Source organism: Ktedonobacter robiniae (assembly GCF_016587375.1).
In the GTDB taxonomy this organism is placed as follows: domain Bacteria; phylum Chloroflexota; class Ktedonobacteria; order Ktedonobacterales; family Ktedonobacteraceae; genus Ktedonobacter; species Ktedonobacter robiniae.
In genome coordinates this window covers 4,143,223-4,161,777 of sequence record NZ_BNJG01000001.1, presented here as the reverse complement: position 1 = coordinate 4,161,777, position 18,555 = coordinate 4,143,223, and the positions used below count along the sequence as shown (strand labels likewise).

17 protein-coding genes and 1 riboswitch are annotated in these 18,555 nt (G+C 56.4%); of the genes, 15 read left to right on the top strand and 2 right to left on the bottom strand.

Features of this window, described 5'->3' with window-relative positions; genetic code table 11:
- The first annotated feature begins 1 nt into the window (after position 1).
- The 9 genes from JMJ04_RS17320 to JMJ04_RS17280 all read left to right on the top strand — a co-directional run bounded on the left by JMJ04_RS17320 (position 2) and on the right by JMJ04_RS17280 (position 9,395).
- Positions 2-565 (top strand): anthranilate synthase component II, encoded by a 564-nt coding sequence (locus JMJ04_RS17320; RefSeq protein WP_201371701.1) that lies wholly within the window; start codon positions 2-4, stop codon positions 563-565.
- 51 nt (positions 566-616) lie between these two features.
- Positions 617-1,660, top strand: coding sequence for an anthranilate phosphoribosyltransferase (gene trpD / locus JMJ04_RS17315; RefSeq protein WP_201371700.1), 1,044 nt, complete (start codon positions 617-619; stop codon positions 1,658-1,660).
- 4 nt (positions 1,661-1,664) lie between these two features.
- Positions 1,665-3,101 carry a bifunctional indole-3-glycerol-phosphate synthase TrpC/phosphoribosylanthranilate isomerase TrpF gene (trpCF, locus tag JMJ04_RS17310; RefSeq protein WP_201371699.1) on the top strand — a complete coding sequence of 479 codons (1,437 nt, stop codon included), beginning with the start codon at positions 1,665-1,667 and terminating at the stop codon, positions 3,099-3,101.
- 38 nt (positions 3,102-3,139) lie between these two features.
- A complete protein-coding gene (gene trpB, locus JMJ04_RS17305; protein ID WP_201371698.1) occupies positions 3,140-4,378 on the top strand; it encodes a tryptophan synthase subunit beta in 1,239 nt (412 codons plus the stop codon).
- Positions 4,379-4,400: 22 nt separating this feature from the next.
- Positions 4,401-5,132: a B3/B4 domain-containing protein gene (locus tag JMJ04_RS17300; protein ID WP_201371697.1), complete on the top strand. Its 732-nt coding sequence runs from the start codon at positions 4,401-4,403 to the stop codon at positions 5,130-5,132.
- Between the two features lie 3 nt (positions 5,133-5,135).
- On the top strand, positions 5,136-5,990 hold the full coding sequence (gene trpA, locus JMJ04_RS17295; protein WP_201371696.1) for a tryptophan synthase subunit alpha: 855 nt from the start codon (positions 5,136-5,138) through the stop codon (positions 5,988-5,990).
- A gap of 271 nt (positions 5,991-6,261) precedes the next feature.
- Entirely contained in the window at positions 6,262-6,633 is a 372-nt protein-coding gene (gene aroH, locus JMJ04_RS17290; protein WP_201371695.1) for a chorismate mutase, read from the top strand.
- Positions 6,634-6,882: 249 nt separating this feature from the next.
- Positions 6,883-7,962: a 3-deoxy-7-phosphoheptulonate synthase gene (gene aroF / locus JMJ04_RS17285; RefSeq protein ID WP_201371694.1), complete on the top strand. Its 1,080-nt coding sequence runs from the start codon at positions 6,883-6,885 to the stop codon at positions 7,960-7,962.
- 120 nt (positions 7,963-8,082) lie between these two features.
- A riboswitch (ZMP/ZTP riboswitch) is annotated at positions 8,083-8,177 on the top strand.
- Positions 8,178-8,225: 48 nt separating this feature from the next.
- Complete coding sequence (locus JMJ04_RS17280; protein WP_201371693.1) at positions 8,226-9,395, top strand: pyridoxal-phosphate-dependent aminotransferase family protein; 1,170 nt, start codon at positions 8,226-8,228, stop codon at positions 9,393-9,395.
- A 61-nt stretch (positions 9,396-9,456) separates the two neighbouring features.
- Here JMJ04_RS17280 and JMJ04_RS17275 read toward each other — a convergent pair whose 3' ends face one another.
- The gene (locus tag JMJ04_RS17275; RefSeq protein WP_201371692.1) at positions 9,457-9,957 is read right to left on the bottom strand and encodes a 6-pyruvoyl trahydropterin synthase family protein; all 501 of its coding nucleotides are present in this window, start codon (positions 9,955-9,957) and stop codon (positions 9,457-9,459) included.
- A gap of 252 nt (positions 9,958-10,209) precedes the next feature.
- On the opposite strand from JMJ04_RS17275, the gene JMJ04_RS17270 reads away from it, so the two are divergent.
- Positions 10,210-10,533, top strand: coding sequence for an SCP2 sterol-binding domain-containing protein (locus JMJ04_RS17270; RefSeq protein WP_201371691.1), 324 nt, complete (start codon positions 10,210-10,212; stop codon positions 10,531-10,533).
- 301 nt (positions 10,534-10,834) lie between these two features.
- Positions 10,835-11,311 carry a helix-turn-helix domain-containing protein gene (locus JMJ04_RS17265; protein ID WP_007905702.1) on the top strand — a complete coding sequence of 159 codons (477 nt, stop codon included), beginning with the start codon at positions 10,835-10,837 and terminating at the stop codon, positions 11,309-11,311.
- A 160-nt stretch (positions 11,312-11,471) separates the two neighbouring features.
- Here the strand turns inward: JMJ04_RS17265 and JMJ04_RS17260 are convergent, their stop codons facing one another.
- Entirely contained in the window at positions 11,472-12,644 is a 1,173-nt protein-coding gene (locus JMJ04_RS17260; RefSeq protein ID WP_201371690.1) for a DUF1786 domain-containing protein, read from the bottom strand.
- Between the two features lie 425 nt (positions 12,645-13,069).
- Here JMJ04_RS17260 and JMJ04_RS17255 point away from each other — a divergent pair, with 425 nt between their 5' ends.
- From JMJ04_RS17255 to JMJ04_RS17240, 4 genes are all read left to right on the top strand, one after another.
- Positions 13,070-13,495, top strand: coding sequence for a hypothetical protein (locus JMJ04_RS17255; protein WP_201371689.1), 426 nt, complete (start codon positions 13,070-13,072; stop codon positions 13,493-13,495).
- 159 nt (positions 13,496-13,654) lie between these two features.
- A complete protein-coding gene (locus JMJ04_RS17250) occupies positions 13,655-15,541 on the top strand; it encodes a glycoside hydrolase family 15 protein (protein ID WP_201371688.1) in 1,887 nt (628 codons plus the stop codon).
- 274 nt (positions 15,542-15,815) lie between these two features.
- Positions 15,816-17,663: a translational GTPase TypA gene (gene typA / locus JMJ04_RS17245; RefSeq protein WP_201372383.1), complete on the top strand. Its 1,848-nt coding sequence runs from the start codon at positions 15,816-15,818 to the stop codon at positions 17,661-17,663.
- A gap of 164 nt (positions 17,664-17,827) precedes the next feature.
- A complete protein-coding gene (locus JMJ04_RS17240) occupies positions 17,828-18,373 on the top strand; it encodes an acyl-CoA thioesterase (RefSeq protein WP_007905712.1) in 546 nt (181 codons plus the stop codon).
- The last annotated feature ends 182 nt before the right edge of the window (positions 18,374-18,555 follow it).

Sequence of the window (18,555 nt, the reverse complement as noted above, 5' to 3'; positions counted from 1 at the left end):
GATGTTGCTGCTCATCGATAACTACGACAGCTTTACCTATAACCTCTACCAGTACCTGGCAGAGCTAGGCGCGGAGGTCCTCGTCAAGCGCAATGACCAGATCACGCTTGATGAGATTGAGGAGCTCCATCCGGAGCGCATCGTCATCTCGCCGGGGCCCTGCACGCCAAATGAGGCGGGCATCTCGTGCCAGGTGATCGAGCGCTTTGGTGCGCGCACACCGCTACTGGGCGTCTGCCTGGGACACCAGGCCATTGGACAGGTGTATGGCGGACGCGTTATTCGCGCGCCAGAGCCGGTGCATGGGAAGACGGCCCTCATCTATCACGATAACCAGGGCGTCTTTCAAGAACTGCCAAAACCCTTTGAGGCCACGCGCTACCATAGCCTCATCGTCGAGCGTGAAACCCTGCCAGAGGCGCTGGAGATCACGGCCCAGACGGAGGACGGCCTGATTATGGGATTGCGCCACCGCGAGTATCCCGTGGAGGGCGTCCAGTTTCACCCCGAATCTATCATCACAACAGCAGGAAAAGAGTTGTTACGCAATTTTTTAACCCGGTAAGGACGCCTGGGGCACGAGGCCGACAGGCAGAAAACGAGGAGAGAGCGAGCAATGATACGAGAGGCAATCGGGCATATCGCCAGCGGCGGTACCCTGAACGAAGACGAAGCCGCCGAAGTCATGGAAGAACTGATGACGGGAGTCGCCACGCCCTCCCAGATGGGCGCGTTCCTGGCCGTATTGCGTATACGCCCCGGTGGCGAGACCATTGAAGAGATCGCGGGCATGGCGCGCGTCATGCGCGATAAGGCCGTCCAGGTCCATCTCGATGAGCAGAGCCAGGCCCGAGCACTCGACACCTGTGGCACGGGTGGCGACCAGGCGGGAACCTTTAATGTCTCCACGGGCACGGGTCTTATCGCCGCCGCGGCGGGAGCAAAGGTCGCCAAGCACGGTAACCGCTCGGCCACCAGCCATTGTGGGAGCGCGGACGTGCTGGAGGCTATGGGCATGAAGATTGATCTGGGGCCGCGAGAGATCGCGCGCTGCGTCGACGAGGTCGGATTCGGCTTTATGTTCTCACCAGCCTATCACCCGGCCATGAAATATATTGGTCCCACCCGGCGCGAGGTTGGCATTCGCACCATCTTCAACATCCTTGGCCCGCTCACCAATCCGGCGCACACCAGCTACCAGGTCCTGGGCGTTCCCGACCGTAGCGTGATGCGCAAGATGGGCGAGGTTCTGTTGCGCCTGGGCTGCCAGCATGCTCTCATCGTGCATGGGGCCGATGGCCTGGACGAATGCTCGCTGAGCGCGCCAACCTATGTCTGCGAGGTGCGCCAGGGCGCGGAAACGCGCGAATACAGCATCACACCGGAGGATTTTGGCCTACCCCTGATCAGCGACCGCGCCGCCTTTAAGGGAGGAAACGCGCCCGAGAGCGCCGAGATGCTACGCACGCTCCTCAGCGACTATAGCGACAACCCGAAGACGCATATGCTCTGCCTGAACGCGGGGGCGGCGCTCTATGCCAATGACCTTGTGCCTTCGATCCATGAAGGCATCAAACTTGCCCAGTCCACATTACGCGAAGGTAAAGCCAGGCGCACCCTCGCCGATGTTATAGAGTGTACGCAATCAATCGCCAGGTGAAATTATGTTTCTTGATCGCATCGTCACACAAACGCGTCTCGACCTCGAAGCGCGTAAACAAGAGGTACCACTAGAGGAGCTACAACGACAGGCCAGGGCACAGGAGCCGCCACGCGACTTCGCGAGGGCTTTCGAGCCACGCTCAGAGGTGCACCTGATCGCGGAGGTGAAGCGCGCCTCGCCCTCGAAGGGCATGCTCATCCGTGATTTTACGGATGCCACTCCCGTAGCGCTGGCTCGAACCTATGAAGCCAATGGGGCTGAGGTCATCTCAGTCCTTACCGAGCCGCATTTCTTCCTGGGTTCGCCTGCGTATTTACAAGCCATCAAACAGGCCGTGAAGATCCCGGTGTTGCGCAAAGATTTTATCGTCGATGACTACCAGGTGTACGAGGCACGCGCCTGGGGCGCGGACGCCATCCTGCTTATCTGCGCGCTGCTAGATGATACTCAGCTACGCCACCTGCTAGGGCTGGCGCGCTCCCTGCACATGGAGTGCCTGGTCGAGGCACACAGCGAGGAAGAGGTGCGGCGCGCCGTCGAGGCAGGGGCGCTGGTTATTGGCGTCAATAGCCGCGACCTGGTGACCTTTAAAATGCACCCGGATCTCATTCGCGATATGCGCCAACAGATTCCCGCCGACCGCATTGTTATCGCCGAGAGCGGTATTCATAACGAGGGGGACGCCCGGCGCCTGGCGCGCTACGATGTCCAGGGCATGCTCGTTGGCGAATCCCTGGTCGTCTCAAAAAATATATCAGGACAGATCCAGAGTCTTCTGCGAGGGGCAAACGCGAACACACAGGTCAAGATCTGTGGCCTACGCCAGGCGGAGCATATTACCACGGCCATTGAGGCAGGCGCGGACCTGCTCGGCTTCATCTTTCATGAGCCAAGCCACCGTTATATTGAGCCTGCGCATGTACGCGAGATCGTAGCGAGCAGCAGCTATGCTCAGCGCCTGGAGAAGGGGCAACGCGTGCCCGACCTCGTTGGGGTCTTCGTCAATAAGGAGGCCAGCTTTATCAACGACGTTGTGGAGGAGGCTGGCTTGCAATATGTACAGCTTCATGGGAATGAGACAGCCGAGTTCTGCCAGCGTATCAAGAGACCCGTCATCAAAGCCTTGAGCCTGCGTACGGAGGACGACCTGGCGAGGTTGCAGGATTATCGCGAGGTTTCGTGGCGGCTCCTGCTGGACACGCCAACACCACAGTGGGGTGGAACAGGCGAGGTCTCTGACTGGCAACTGGCCCGCCAGGCAGCACAGGGGCAACGCATCTTCCTGGCGGGCGGTTTGACACCTGAGAACGTCAGCGAGGCCATCACACAGGTTCAGCCCTGGGGCGTCGATGTCAGCAGCGGCGTTGAAAGCGAGAAACAGAAAGATCCTGAGAAGATTCTGCGCTTCCTGAGCCAGGTACGCACCAGCCAGGGCTAAGCACGTAATTCTGGAACGACTAGAAAGAGATAATACGCATGCAAGCACAAGAGGAAAAGACGCCACAGTATCAGCACCAGCGCTATCCTGATCAGCGGGGACGCTTTGGCGAGTATGGCGGCCAGTTTATCCCTGAGAGCCTCTCCACGGCCTTTGCCGAGCTGCAAGCAGCCTATGAGGAGGCACGCAAAGATCCAGCCTTTCAAGCCGAGCTAGAGACGTACCTGCGGCACTATGTGGGCCGTCCCACCCCACTCTACTACGTCCCCCGCTTCTCAAAGCTCGTTGCACCAGATGTCAAGGTCTATCTCAAGCGCGAGGACCTGGCGCATACGGGCGCACATAAGATCAACAACGCCCTGGGGCAGGCACTCCTGGCGAAGCGCATGGGCAAGCAGCGTATTATCGCAGAGACGGGCGCGGGCCAGCACGGCGTCGCCACGGCCACGGTCTGCGCCATGCTGGGGCTAGAATGCATCATCTACATGGGGTCCGTCGATATCGAGCGCCAATCGCTCAACGTCTTTCGCATGAAGCTCCTGGGGGCCGAGGTACGCTCAGCCGATACTGGCTCGCGCACACTGAAAGACGCCATTAATGAAGCTTTCCGCGATTGGGTAGCCAATGCCGAGAGCACCTTCTACCTCTTTGGGACCGCCGCAGGTCCCCATCCCTATCCTCTCATCGTGCGCGACTTCCAATCTGTCATCGGTACCGAGGCGCGCGAGCAGATTCAAGATTTTGAGGGACGGCTCCCCGATATGATCCTGGCCTGTGTGGGAGGCGGCAGCAACGCCATAGGCATCTTCTACCCCTTCGCCGATGCCAGCGAGGTCAAGCTAATCGGCGTGGAGGCCGGTGGGCGCAGCATGGAGCAGGGAGAACACGCGGCCACACTCGTCGCGGGAACGCCGGGTGTGCTACATGGAGCCATGAGCTACCTACTCCAGAATGAGGATGGGCAGGTCTTTGACACACACAGCATCTCGGCGGGCCTGGACTATCCCGGCGTCGGGCCAGAGCATAGCTATATGAAAGACAGCGGGCGTGCCACTTATGGAGCCGCCAGCGACGCCACCGCCCTGCGCGGCCTGCAAGAACTGAGCCGGACCGAGGGTATCATCCCAGCGCTGGAGTCATCGCACGCGCTTGGCTACTTGATAGAGATGGGACAGCGCGGCGAGATCGCCCCAGGCTCACTGATCCTCGTCAATCTCTCTGGGCGCGGAGACAAGGATATGATCACCGTCGCGAAGGCACTGAACGTAAGCCTGTAGAAACAGAAGGGAAAAGGGAGACATGATGTCATTTGGCTACAGCGCGGATCTACTAGCGCGCTATCCCCAGGTAGTTGGGGGCGTGATTCTGGCACACGGGTTGCGCAACGGCCCCACACCTGAAAAGCTGCGTGATGCCTATCTCAACGAGCAGCAGGCGGTCATCCAACGCATTGGCAAGACTCCGCTCAGCCAGTTGCCATCCCTGGCGGCCTGGCGCACGGCTTTTCGTGGCTTTGGCGTCGAGCCTACGCAGTACCGGAGCGCCGCCGAGGCCCTGCTGCGCCGCCTGACCAAGAAGGGAGATATTCCCTGCATCAATACGATGGTGGATATCGGCAACCTGGTCAGCATCCGCTATGGCCTGCCGGTCGCGGTCTTTGATATTCAGTCTATCACCGGCAAGGTCACGGTCCACTTCGCGGATGGCAGCGAGCGCTACGTCCTGCTGGGCGCAGACGAAGTCGAGCATCCGGAGGTAGACGAGGTCGTATTCTCGGATGAGCAGGGCCTGGTCATCGCGAGACGCTGGTGCTGGCGCCAGAGCGAGCCAAGCGCAGCCCAGGAGAGCACGACCAGCGCCATCATTACTATTGAGGCGCATCATGCCGAGGGGCGAGCAGACATTGAGCAGGCTCTGGCAGAGCTTCAGGAGCTACTACGCACTTACGCGGCAGGAGACGAAACACGGCTCACCGCAACTATCCTGGACGCCAGCCACCCCAGGATAACGGACGAAGCAAACGAGGAGTGATTTATGGAGAGACGACAGGAAACCATCGCGTCGCCAGCGGCGCGCATCACGCACGCCTTTGAGCGCGCCAAAGAGGAGGGGCGGGGCGTACTAATCCCCTACTTTATGTGTGGTTATCCCAATGAAGAGCAGAGCGTGCACGTTATCCAGGCGGCCATAGAGGGAGGTGCAGACATCATTGAGCTAGGATTGCCCTTCAGCGATCCCTTGGCCGATGGCGCGACCATCCAGCACGCAGGGCACGTCGCCCTCGAACGCGGGATGTCGATTCGCGGCTGCATGCGCATCGCGGAACGCATCTCCGCTCAAAGCGAGACGCCGCTTGTCTTTATGGGCTACTACAACCCGATTCTGGCCTATGGGCTGGAGCGCTTCTGCGCCGAGGCGCGCCAGCATGGGGTTTGTGGTATTATCGTACCAGACCTCCCCCCAGACGAAGCAGAACCGTTGCGTGAGGCAGCCACTCGCCATGGTCTCGCCCTTATCTTCCTCATCCCGCCAACCATCAAGGATGAGCGCATGGAGCGGGTCGTCGAACTGGTCGCGCAGGGACCGGGCGGATTTGTCTACTGCGTCTCTTTAAGTGGAGTCACCGGCGCACGCACCGAGCTACCAGCGCATCTGCAGAGCTTTATCGCGCGCATCCGGCGCTATACCGAAGCAAAGCAGGTACCTATCGCGGTCGGCTTTGGCCTCTCGACTCCTGAGCATATCGCGCAGATCAGTCGCTTAGCCGATGGAGCGGTCGTTGGTAGCGCGTTGGTCAACCTGATCGACCGCACTAGCGAAGAGGAACAACCTGGGGCAGTCAAAGGCTATATCCAGAGTCTGCACCAGGGAACCAGGAGTAATCAGTAAGATCTTATTCCGAAACCCAACCCCCAGTCGGGCGCGCGCTCAGGGATTTCGGAGAAGAAGTAAAGGATATTTGCCTAGAGGAACTGGGCAAAATAGGAAAGAGGAAAAGGGAGGGAATGTGGTTGTGGGCGTGGTATAGCCTACAACAGTAGCATCGCGGGCTGGAAGAACCTTGCCTTCATCCCTTACAATGGAGACACTTTCGTTCTTGCTTACCAGTGCTTCTGGTCGAGAAGGGCGAGTATTTAACCGGTAAAGGGGTGAAAGCATAGTGATCTACTGTCGAGGAATACGTGGCGCAACAACGGTCAAGAACAACACCGAGGAAGAGATCTGTAGGGCAACCAAAGAGCTGTTGGAGCATCTCGTCAGCGAGAATGAGCTTCAGCTTGGAGATATCGCCAGCGCGCTCTTCACGCTGACCGAGGATCTTGATGCCTGCTTTCCCGCGAAAGCGGCACGCGAGATCGGTTGGACCGAGGTACCGCTGATGTGCGCACGCGAGATTCCCGTGCCTGAGAGCCTGGGAATGTGCATCCGCGTCCTGCTGCATGTCAACAGCACGCGCAGCAACGCCGAGATGCGTCACGTGTATTTGCACGAAGCTATCCGCCTGCGCCCAAGCTACGGTCTACACAAATAGGGCGTGTAGGCTGGATAGAGGTCCAGGCAGGCTCAAGTTATTGTTATTCATCACCGACAGGAAAAAGCAGGTTGGTGACAAAAACCTTATTCCGAAACCCAACCCCATTCGGGGGCAAGCACGCTCAGGGTTTTCGGAGAAGAAGTAAGTTGTATCGACCCGGCAATTATGACAAGGTGGTCACGGTGGCCGGAGCGCGAGCGCTGTTTGCTCGTACTCAATTGTTTGCGAGAAGAAGGAGAAGGACTCATGATTGTCGTTATGAAGGCGCATAGTAATAACGAAGAGATACAGCACGTATTGAAATTTTTGCAGAACCATGGACTTTCGGGACACCTCTCACAGGGCGTCGAGCGCACCGTTATTGGTGTGCTGGGGCAAACCAGCAACGCGGGCCTGCCCAGTGGCATCGGCGGCATCACTCCGGGCCTGGAAGACTCTCTCGAGGGCCTGCCCGGCGTAGACAACGTTCTACGCGTCTCCAAGCCATACAAGCTTGCCAGTCGCGAGTTTCACCCTGAGAATACTACGGTCGAGGTACCCGCGGCCTGTGTCGACGGTGGCAGCGTCACAATTGGCGGCAAAGACGTCGTCATGATGGCGGGTCCCTGCACCGTTGAGACGGAGACACAGTTGATGACCGCCGCCGAGGCCGTGCGCAAGGCTGGAGCCGTCATCCTGCGTGGTGGTGCTTTCAAGCCCTCAACCTCCCCCTACGGCTTCCGTGGCCTGGGTGAGAAGGGCCTCCAGTTGCTAGCGAAGGCGCGCGACGAGTTCGGCATGGCCGTGATTACCGAGGTCATGACCCCATCCGATGTAGCCATGGTCTGCGAGTACGCTGACATTCTCCAGATCGGCACACGTAACATGCAGAACTACATGCTCCTGGACGAGATTGGGCGCACCAACAAGCCCGTCGTACTGAAGCGTGGCATGTCGGCGACCATCGAAGAGTGGCTGCTGGCGGCTGAATACGTGCTCTCACAGGGCAATAAAAACGTTATCCTCTGTGAGCGCGGCATCCGTACCTTCGAGAAGGCGACCCGCAACACGATGGACATCAGCGCCATCCCCGTCGCGAAGACGCTCTCGCACCTGCCGATCATCTCAGATCCCAGCCAGGGCACAGGTCACCGTCACCTGGTGGGGCCGATGACGCTGGCTTCTATCGCCGCGGGAACCGACGCCCTCTTGATCGAGGTACACCCCAATCCCGACGAGGCGCTGAAGGACGGCGCACAGTCGTTGACCATTCAGCAGTTCAACGAACTGATGCCACAGGCGCAGGCAGTGGCGCACGCCATCGGTCGCGACTTCATTACACGCTAGGCGCGACAAAAGCTCCAGGGCTGCATGAGACGGGTTCTCATCTTGAGGACCTGACTCACACAGCCCCTGGAAAAATGCAGAATATCTGGTATACTGGAAGAAGAAAGTAGACACATTCCGTGTTCTCTCGGTAACTGGCGCGTACGTGGATTACCACGGGGAAGCCTGGAGAACAAGTTTAAATTATGTATCAGCCGCTCGCCTGGGCTGGGCACCATCAATCTGGTGCCTTTTTTGTTTGCTGAAACGAGGGAGAGATACACATGCTCAAAGAGAAAGTTGCCCTACACCTGGCAGGTCCCACGCCTGTTCCCCCGCAGGTTGCCGCCGCCATGACCATGCCCATGATCAATCACCGCAGCGAAAAGTTTAGCGTGCTGGCAAAAGACGTTGCCAGTAAGCTCCAGGCGCTTTTCCGCACGCAGGAGCAGGTCTACGTCCTGGCAAGCTCGGGTAGTAGTGGCTGGGAGACCGCGATGGTCAACTTTGTGCCCGCAGGCGCCAAGGTGCTCAACGTCGTGATTGGCGATTTTGGTGAGCGCTGGTCCAAGGCCAACGCCGAGTTGGGCTATGCCGTCGAGCACCTGGATTACGAGCCGGGAACTGCCGCCAAGCCAGCCGAGGTTGCCGAGGTGCTCAACAAGCACCAGGGCAGCATCAAAGCCGTCTGCCTGCAACATAATGAGACCAGTACCGGCGTCTTTAATCCCGTGAAAGAGATCGCCGCCGAGGCCGCAAAACATGGCGCGCTCGTCCTCGTCGATGGCGTCTCCAGCGTGGGCGCACTTCCACTGCACATGGATGAGTGGGGCGTAGACGTCGCCTTCACCGGCTCACAGAAAACCCTGATGTGCCCTCCCGGTATGATGATCATCGCCGCGAGCAAGCGAGCATGGGCCCAGGCGGAAGAGGCGCATACGCCCAAGTTCTACTTCAGCCTGAAGGAATACCGCAAGAGCTACGACAAGGGTCAGACCCCACAAACGCCCCCCATCTCGCTCTACTATGGCCTGCAAGCCGCGCTGAACATGCTGGCAGAAGAGGGCTGGGAGCAGGTACAGGAGCGCCATCACCTCATGGGTGAGATGTGCCGCGCAGGCATCAAGGCCGCTGGACTTGACCTGTTGTGCACAGAAGAGCAGTTTGCCTCCGATACCCTGACCGCCGTCATGGTACCAGAGAGCGTCGAGGCCACGGCCTTCCTCAAGGTTGCGCGCGACACCTTCGGCGTCATCTATGCCGCGGGCCAGGGCAAAACTCTGAAAGAGCGCATCTTCCGTATCGGGCACATGGGCTATATGACCCCCAATGATGTCCTGGTCGCGCTAAGCGCTGTTGAGAACAGCCTGGCTTATCTCGGTTATAACATCCAGCCGGGCAAGGCGATTGCCGCCGCCCAAGCCGTATGGCTCAAAGCCGTACGCCAGGGATAAGAAGAGTAGGAAAAGACAGCGGGTGCGCTCGAAAGCGCACCCGCTGTCTTTCTCCTTATGGCTACTCGTTAAGCGAGAGTTTATAGTAAGCCATTTGTGTGGGGGCCTCTTCGACGCCGACCATAATAGAGGAGAGATTAGAGGTGTTAAAAGCCCGAAGTTCACGGCAGAGTTCGTTGCAAATATACTCGGCCAGGCGCTCGGCGGTCGAATTATCGATGGGTAGCTCCGCCACGTCGGCGCGTGGGAAGATATAGCGCTTGCCAGCGAAATGCACCTCCCACTCATCTTCAGTGGAGGCCAATTGCAGATGCGGATTGTGGAGGGGCAGCAAGAAGCGGTGATCAAGGCGCTTGCAGATCTCCTTAGTCAAGCGTTTAAGTACAGTAAAATCAAAGACCAGCATATCCTCGCCCAACGTCCCCTCAACCTCGACCAGGACGCCATAATTATGGCCATGCAAGCGCTCACACTTGCCACCATAGGTGATAAAGTGGGCCGAGCTGAAATTGAGATAGCCGCCCTCGATCTTTACCTTGCGCGCAATCCGCTCACCGGACATGATAGGACCCCCTACTTCTTTCTACGACATCTTGTGTTCACGTCAATGACGTCTTGTTGCCTTCAGCATATCATTAGAGGACTTTGTATACAAGAGCCCGGCTCTAACCTGGAGGATTCTTTCTTGCCACCCACCCCCCTTTACCCATGAGCTTCGCGGGCGAGAAACACGCGTTCTTGAAGGCATTGGCGTTTCTATGACTATACTATAGCCAGCAGGGAATTACCTGCTCGCATTTAAAGGAGAAAAGAAATGACAGTAGCAGAAACATTCCAGGCCTTACAATCGCGCTTCAAGCCGGAAGGGGCAGCGGGACTCAACAAGACCTTTCAGTTTAATATTACTGGTGAGCAGGCCGGGTCGTACGCGGCGAAAATTGAGAACCAGACCTGCCAGTTGATTGAGGGCGGTGTCGAGAAGCCAGACGTGGTTTTCACTATTAAGGATACGGATTGGCTGGACATCGCAGGAGGGAAGTTGGACGCGATGAACGCCTTTATGACAGGCAAAGTCAAGATGGCTGGCGACATGATGCTGGCGATGCGCCTTCAGGGCCTATTTGACCTGGGTCGCTAAGATTTTTATTCCGAAACCCAACGTCGCTCTCGCGACTAGCGCTTCACCCCATTCGGGGATAAACGCCAGGGTTTCGGATCAGTAGTAAGCGCTCTCTTCTCTACTGGGATGCGGAGATGAGCGAAATACTATCCCAAAGGCTAAGTTCTCCGCATTCTCTAGCGTTCCCTATTTTTGACTATTTGCAGAATTCCCAAGCTTGAACTACTATAAGCTCCTATGTTATACTCATTGTAACTAAGAATGTCTTTTGCCAGGCACTTTTTAACTCACGGCTGTACCCGTAGAAAGGCGTCCGACAATGGTCCTTAGGAGTAGCGATCTACATCGTAACCTACAGCATCTCAATGGCATGATGACAACTCACGAGGCGGCGAAACACCTCGATCTGAGCTATTGGCACTTTATGCACCTGGTTGAGGCAGGACGCATACCAGGAGTACGTGTCGTCGACCGATGGCTCTTCTCTCCGGACGACCTGAATGATTATCGACGTAGTCGTTATGGTCAATTGGAAGATATGGCTCGCCTGGCTCTTGATCACCCGGCCATAGGTCTGACTGAGAAGCAAGCAATAATATGCCAGTACATCGTTGCTAATGAACGCCCCTCTGAGATAGCGCGAAAACTCCAGCAGTCCCGCCAGGCCGTCCATTCACAGATATCGTTAATCCGCGAAAAAGTCACCCGTGTCCAAACCGCTGCCGATGTTCCTCTCAAGCCCCAACGCAGAACTCGTAACCGATCCCATTCCTCACCCCTCACGGCAAGCCTATGAATTAAGCACGCCCAAACGCTTCTTCCATATACCCATAGAAAAACACTGCACCTGCATACACTTGTCCAGGACAAAGGCTCAATACATAGACCAGGACAAGCGAGAGAGGCACACAATCCCAGGTTAACAGGGCCGGGGAGCGACTCAAACTGGATAATATTCAGGATAGCTTGAAGGCAGGTAGTAGCGCTGGCTCAATGGCTGGAGCGAGCGTGGGGTTGTTGTCCGCGAGCGCGCGTAAGAGGCCGAAGCAGCCAGTGATCATCATATCCCCGTGAGGCGTACAGGCATAGGGCTTGAGTTCAGAGCCATCCAGCAGCGCCCTGCGCGGTCCCGTCACCGAGAGAAAAGGTAATTTTCCACCTGGCTGAGTGCTTGTCTCATGCAAGCGTTTGATAATCAAGGCCCCATGGCCGCTATCCGCAAAGACCTCTTCATTAGTCAATGTACCCTGGGCCAGTTTACGGAGCAGTTCTTCCAGGCGTGCGCGATCAATCTCCCCCGTGTGGTGCTCAAAAATGCCCATGATCTCGCCATCGCGCAGGTGAAAGGCCAGGGTATGAAAATTGCCGATATTGCAGAGAATAGACTCACGCTGCTCACGCACCCTGGCATCCTCAAGCGAACCCAGCGCCGCCGCCGAGCCGGTATCCATCAAGAGCAGAGGCGCATCCAGGCGTGATCCGCTCAGACTTAAATAGCGCCGGGCGCTCTGCGCCACCGCATGGAGGCGCGTGAGTGAGGGGGGAATATCCTGGGCCAGGTAGGCAAAGGCGCTGGGTGAGGGGCGACGCCGGACCGTCTCTGTAATAAAGTCAAAACGGAAACGCCGGTCGCTATATCCAGGAGGCGCGGCCCCGTGATCAAAGGCTGCCAGGGCAATGGCATCGACGGTGGGGTCGACATCAAAGGCTGTAAAAGCCGTCAGAATAGCCTGAGCATTGAAGTCCTGCATCTCGATATGGACGGTATCATTTTGCGCGGCGCGACGCTCGGCCTCTTGATCATCAATGATCTCAAAACCCATGCGCTCGACGCCTGCCAGGTCATCATCAAAGGTGCGAGCAGCGTCAGGCGTGACAGCTACGGCGTAGCCTGCCAGCGCATGATCGCGGGCAGCCCAGTGACAGGGACCGCCACCCATTGTAACACCCGTTAAGAGCAGGCGTTTTCCTACTTTTGTTGCCTGCTTGATGCGTTCAGCGATAATGACAGTGGGCGAGGGCATAACCAGCTTGAAGCAGTTCTCCATCTCTTTGCCACTCTCAAACAAAAGGATATCCTGGGTTCCGGTCCCAACATCAACGGCCAGGATGCGTGTGGATGGCTGCATAGGGTATATTCTCCTTGCGTAAACTTAATAGTGCATCAATTTGGAGTATATCACCAGGACGAGGGCTTTTCTGTATAGCGGCGAGAGGAAGCCAAGCTAGCCTGGACCATATAATTTGTTTATGGAAAGAGAGAGTTACATTCGCCCAACGCCATAGCAGCAATCCATGGGAACTTTTCTCCTGCCAATAACGTCATTACGACGAACGCAAAGAGTTCATAGATAACAACAACGACTTAACCAAGCTTGTCTACCTGCAATAATCTGACCCTGGAGAGGTGCAATTTATGTCAGTTCATCACATCAATACCCCTGGACATCGTTCCTTTTTACCAGGGAGGCGCGTATTATGGATAGGAGGCACGACCATAGCGCTCCTTCTAGTTATTATCGTTGCATCCATGAGTATAGGGAGAATAACAGCGATGTCGGCATTTGATACTACCTCCAAGGGGCAAGGCTCAGGCGCCGCGACTGGTGGCTCCCTGGCCACCATTACCAATTCTGGCTCGACCAATACCCCCGGCTATACGCTGGTGATTCATAGCGATGGCAGTGGCAGCCTGAGTTATACGCAGAAAGGCAAAACACACTTCGGCACCTACCAGGATAAGACCTTTCCTGCTGGCACCTTCGCCATCCAGCAACTTCATACCGCCTTGCAGGCGGTAGGCGATGTGAGCAAGATTCCCCACCACGGTTGCTTGAAATCAGCCTCCTTCGGCACCTCGACCACGATTACCTACCAGGGCAAGACCAGCAGCGACCTCACCTGCCTGGGCAGCCAGGATGCCCGCTCACACCTGGACCTCAAAGACATGGTGCAGCAAATGCTAGCAAAGATTAAGTAGTTATATATAAGTTACGAATGAGAAAAGGGTGTGGTGGTGGTTGCAGATCGCAACCACCACCACACCCTTTTCTCCTATTAGAGATCAATACATCTATTTGGCCATTGTCAATCGTATATCTCTAAAAGAGACAGAAGAGATTGCGACGAAAGGATTCTTATGGCTATAGATTCGCAGCCCACGACCCTCAACCGCTCGACGGATGGCTACCTGCCCATTGAAGACTATGCCGTCATTGGCGACCTGCACACCGTGGCCCTGGTTGGCAAGAATGGTTCGATTGACTGGTGTTGCCTCCCTCGCTTCGACTCTCCCAGCATATTTGGCGCGTTGCTTGATACCCAGAAAGGCGGTCGCTTCCGCATCGCCCCCATCGAGACCCCTAACATGGGGCATAAGCAGATCTACCTGCCCGAGACCAACATCTTGATTACACGCTTTCTAACCATTGATGGCGTTGCTGAGATTACGGATTTTATGCCCATCAAACGCGGCAAACGCTCGCATCGCCAGCATCATATCGTGCGTTCGGTCTCCGTGGTACGCGGCTCGCTTTCATTTGACATGATCTGTCAGCCAGCCTTCAATTATGCTCGCGACGCCCATACATTGACATTTGCCGATGATAGGGAAGGCGTCATTTTTCATAGTCAGAGCATGTGCCTGGGGCTCGTATCCTCCGTTTCCTTGCAAGCAAACGATGGGGGTGGTGTAGAAGCACACTTTACATTGCACCAGGGACAATCCGCACGCTTCATTCTTGAAAGCACCAATTGCGATGAGATCGCGCCCCAGGATCATTCGGAGGCGCACTATCGCGCCGAGTTCAACGAGACCATGGCCTACTGGCAGAACTGGCTCGCCCAATGTCAGTATCAAGGGCGCTGGCGCGAGATGGTGCAACGCTCAGCCCTTGTCCTGAAGTTGCTCACCTATGCTCCGACCGGGGCCATTGTCGCGGCCCCAACCACCAGCCTTCCCGAGACTCTGGGAGGCACACGCAACTGGGACTATCGCTATACCTGGCTACGCGATGCCGCCTTCAGCCTCTATAGCTTGCTCACGCTGGGCTTCACTCAGGAGGCTGAGGCCTTCATGGGCTGGCTCGACACACGCTGTCATGAACTCAAAAATAACGAGATGATGCTGCAACCGATGTATAACATCGATGGCAGACACGACCTGACCGAGCTTACCCTGGACCATCTCGAAGGCTACAAGAAGAGCAGCCCGGTACGCATTGGGAATGGAGCCTACTCGCAGGTACAACTCGACATCTATGGCGAACTGATGGATGCCATCTACATTTATAATCAATACGCCTCAATCTCCTACGATCTATGGGAAAATTTGTGCCGTTTACTCAATTGGCTAAAGGATAACTGGCAAAAGCCCGATGAAGGAATATGGGAGGTACGTGGTGGTCCCAAGCCCTTTGTGCATTCACGCCTGATGAGCTGGGTCGCCTTTGATCGTGGCCTACGCCTGGCTCGCCATCGGGGTTTACCTGCGCCCGTCGATAGCTGGACACGCACAAGCGCCCAGATCTATCAAGAGATCATGAGCAAGGGATGGAATGAAAAAATTGGTAGCTTTGTTCAATACTATGGGAGTGATGCAGTAGACGCAAGCTCGCTCCTTATGGTCTTGACAAAGTTCGCGGGTCCGACTGATCCGCGCATCTTGAGCACGATTCAACGCATCCAGCGCGATTTGAGCAGTGACTCCCTGGTTCACCGCTATCATCCAAAGAAGGCCGCGCCTGATGGCCTGGGCAGCGCTGAGGGAACGTTTAGCCCATGTAGCTTCTGGATGGCGGAGACACTGGCACGGGCAGGTCGCGTCCAGGAAGCACGCCTGATGCTGGAGAAGATGTTGAGCTATGCAAACCATGTGGGACTCTACGCAGAAGAAATTGGTCCTACAGGTGAGGCGTTGGGAAACTTCCCCCAGGCCTTTACGCATCTTTCACTGATCACAGCTTGCTACAGCGTTGACCAGGCATTAAATAGAACGCATCCCGCGCAGTCACGCACGTTTTTCTAGACCTATTCACTCCTGCGGCGCTCAAGAAGTGAAGTAGTGTATATGGAGGCGGTTCCGGGTACCGACCGGAACCGCCTCCATATACACTACCCATTAATTCATGCTTGCCTTGACGAAGGTGTGCGGAGTCGTTACAATGTAGCTTGGAATTGTCGGTCCATTTACTTGCTTGCTTTATCCACCGGGCGCCGTGGACGTCCGGTTTTCTTATGCCCCCTGAGGAGTTTACGCTATTACCATGCAAATTTCTGACGCTATCGATACCGAGACAACTATGGCAACCCCTGAAAAGACCCCAAATCAGCTAAAAGAACGAACCGACATCCGCAATGTAGCAATCATCGCTCACGTCGACCACGGCAAAACAACGCTTGTCGATGGCTTGCTCAAGCAGAGCCGCATCTTTCGCGAGAATCAGCAGGTCGGCGAACTGATTATGGACTCAAACGACCAGGAGCGCGAGCGTGGCATTACCATCCTGGCGAAGAATACCGCTGTAAGCTATCACGGTACCAAGATCAATATCATCGATACACCTGGACACGCCGACTTCGGTGGTGAGGTTGAGCGCGTACTGAACATGGCCGACGGTTGTATCCTGCTCGTTGACGCTGCTGAGGGTCCCATGCCCCAGACACGCTTCGTGCTGCAAAGAGCGCTAGAGCTTAACTTGAAGCCCATCGTAGTTATCAATAAAATCGACCGCAAAGACGCGCGTATCGACCAGGTTGTGGAATGGACGCAGGACCTCTTCCTGGAGTTAGCCAAGTCCGATGAGCAGCTCGACTTCCCAGTGCTCTATGCGATTGGGCGCGAAGGCGTCGCCATGCGCAATCCCGATGATGAGCGCGTCAGTCTTGAGCCACTCTTCGAGACCATCATCAATACCATTCCAGCACCGAAGGTCGACATGGATTCGCCCTTCCAGATGCTGGTCACGGCCCTGGACTATGACGATTACAAGGGCAAGTACGCCATTGGACGTATCACACGTGGGCGTATTACTCCCAACAGTAGTGTGGCCCGCATTACACGCGATGGCGATGTGAGCCGCCAGAAGGTGAACCTGGTCTTTACCAACCGCGGCCTACAGCGCATTGAGATCGACGAGGCCCAGGCGGGCGATATCATTGCCGTTACGGGTATCTCGGATGCCAACATCGGTGAGACGCTTGCCGATCCAGAGCAGCCAGAGGCCCTGCCGACCATCGCCATCTCAGAGCCAACTCTGAAGATGACCTTTGGCGTGAATACCAGCCCCTTTGCTGGACGCGAGGGTAAGTACCCCACATCGCGCCAGTTGCGTGCGCGCCTCTATCGCGAGTTGGAGGTCAACGTCAGCCTGCGCGTCGAGGACGGTAACTCTCCCGATGAGTTCATCGTCTCGGGTCGTGGCGAGCTGCACCTCTCCGTCCTGATCGAGTCCATGCGCCGTGAGGGCTACGAGTTCCAGGTCTCACGTCCCGAGGTCATCACGCGCCAGGATGAGCATGGGCATACATTTGAGCCTTTTGAGCACCTGGTCATTGATACAAAGGACGAGTATATCGGCGCCCTGACTGAGGTCCTGGCCACACGTAAAGCCCAGCTATCGAACATGGCCAGTGACGGCTACGGCAATGTACGCATCGAGTACAAGATTCCAACCCGTGGCTTGATCGGCTTCCGCAATAGCTTCCTGACCTTGACCAAGGGTAACGGCGCTATGAGCAGCATGCTGATCGGCTTCGAGCCCTGGCTGGGTAAGATGGGTACCACACGCATGGGTGTCTTGATGGCCTCCGAGCTAGGAACCGCCGTCACCTATGGTTTGAACAACGCCCAGCAGCGCGGTGATACCTTCATCGAGCCGGGGACCCAGGTGTACGAGGGAATGATCATTGGCCTGAACACACGCCCCATGGACATGGTAGTCAACGTGTGTAAAGAGAAGCAGAAGACTAATATCCGCTCCTCCACGTCTGACATCTCGGTACGCCTGACACCGCCAATTCTGATGAGCCTGGAGCAGTCGCTGGACTTCATCAACAACGATGAACTGGTTGAAGTTACGCCGAAGAATATTCGCCTGCGCAAACGCTACCTGACCCAGAACGAGCGCTCACGCGCCCGCGAAGACTAAGAAATCAAGTCAGGCAACAAAAAACTTCCCGCGATCCTGTGGGAAGTTTTTTTGTTGCCCTGGATAGAAATATGCAGCCAGCTACATATGCACAGCCTTGTTGGTGATGAGATAATAAAGTATATTGTTACACAAATATTGTTTGCCGGAGAGAGTCACAGCCAATGAATCCATTCGAGAGAATTGCTAATAGATATAAGAACCTGCCCGAGGTTGACCTGACCCAGGGGCATAGCATCGCCTATTCACGCAGCACCACACGCCGCAACATGGAATTGATCGACGCCAACAGCCAGGGCAACGTCCACGGCGGTGTGATCATGAGAATGGTAGACGAAGCCGCGGCCGTCGTCGCCATCAAGCACTGCCATCGTCCCTACGTCGTGACGGCCAGAGTCGAGCGCTTCGACTTCCTGGCCCCCGCCTTCATTGGCGATGTGGTCACCGTACATTGCGAGCTACATTATGCGGGCCGCACCAGCATGGATGTCGGCGTCGAGGTCACAGCGGAGGACCTTATCACACGCGAGGTACGTAAGATCGCCAGCAGCAACGTCATCTACGTTGCTCTTGATGAGAACCGCAAGCCAACCCCCATTCCACCCCTCGAGCCAGCGGACGATGAGGAGCGCGCCATTATTGAGCGCGCAAGTATACGCCGCCAGCATACTCAGAAACTAGAGCAGCTTCTCAAAGAGAATCCTTCCTAACAAATAGCTCTAATAGAAAAGGGAGCGAGCGGGCTGGGAAATTGACTTTCCCAGCCCGCTCGCTCCCTTTTCTATTGCACACTATATACATGACCTCTCGCGCCTGCGGCGCTCGCCAGGGTTGATGGTGTGATGTGCCCCGGGCTGCCTATGGCAGCCCGGGGCACATCACACCATCAACC

Bases quoted from the DNA above. Each gene is read 5' to 3' on its own strand.
- JMJ04_RS17240 (WP_007905712.1), top strand. From the start codon at position 17,828: ATGAATCCATTCGAGAGAATTGCTAATAGATATAAGAACCTGCCCGAG.
- JMJ04_RS17265 (WP_007905702.1), top strand. From the start codon at position 10,835: ATGGTCCTTAGGAGTAGCGATCTACATCGTAACCTACAGCATCTCAAT.
- typA (WP_201372383.1), top strand. From the start codon at position 15,816: ATGGCAACCCCTGAAAAGACCCCAAATCAGCTAAAAGAACGAACCGAC.
- JMJ04_RS17260 (WP_201371690.1), bottom strand. From the start codon at position 12,644: ATGCAGCCATCCACACGCATCCTGGCCGTTGATGTTGGGACCGGAACC.
- JMJ04_RS17300 (WP_201371697.1), top strand. From the start codon at position 4,401: ATGATGTCATTTGGCTACAGCGCGGATCTACTAGCGCGCTATCCCCAG.
- JMJ04_RS17320 (WP_201371701.1), top strand. From the start codon at position 2: ATGTTGCTGCTCATCGATAACTACGACAGCTTTACCTATAACCTCTAC.
- JMJ04_RS17250 (WP_201371688.1), top strand. From the start codon at position 13,655: ATGGCTATAGATTCGCAGCCCACGACCCTCAACCGCTCGACGGATGGC.
- aroF (WP_201371694.1), top strand. From the start codon at position 6,883: ATGATTGTCGTTATGAAGGCGCATAGTAATAACGAAGAGATACAGCAC.
- trpB (WP_201371698.1), top strand. From the start codon at position 3,140: ATGCAAGCACAAGAGGAAAAGACGCCACAGTATCAGCACCAGCGCTAT.
- trpD (WP_201371700.1), top strand. From the start codon at position 617: ATGATACGAGAGGCAATCGGGCATATCGCCAGCGGCGGTACCCTGAAC.
- trpA (WP_201371696.1), top strand. From the start codon at position 5,136: ATGGAGAGACGACAGGAAACCATCGCGTCGCCAGCGGCGCGCATCACG.
- JMJ04_RS17255 (WP_201371689.1), top strand. From the start codon at position 13,070: ATGTCGGCATTTGATACTACCTCCAAGGGGCAAGGCTCAGGCGCCGCG.
- JMJ04_RS17280 (WP_201371693.1), top strand. From the start codon at position 8,226: ATGCTCAAAGAGAAAGTTGCCCTACACCTGGCAGGTCCCACGCCTGTT.
- trpCF (WP_201371699.1), top strand. From the start codon at position 1,665: ATGTTTCTTGATCGCATCGTCACACAAACGCGTCTCGACCTCGAAGCG.
- JMJ04_RS17275 (WP_201371692.1), bottom strand. From the start codon at position 9,957: ATGTCCGGTGAGCGGATTGCGCGCAAGGTAAAGATCGAGGGCGGCTAT.
- JMJ04_RS17270 (WP_201371691.1), top strand. From the start codon at position 10,210: ATGACAGTAGCAGAAACATTCCAGGCCTTACAATCGCGCTTCAAGCCG.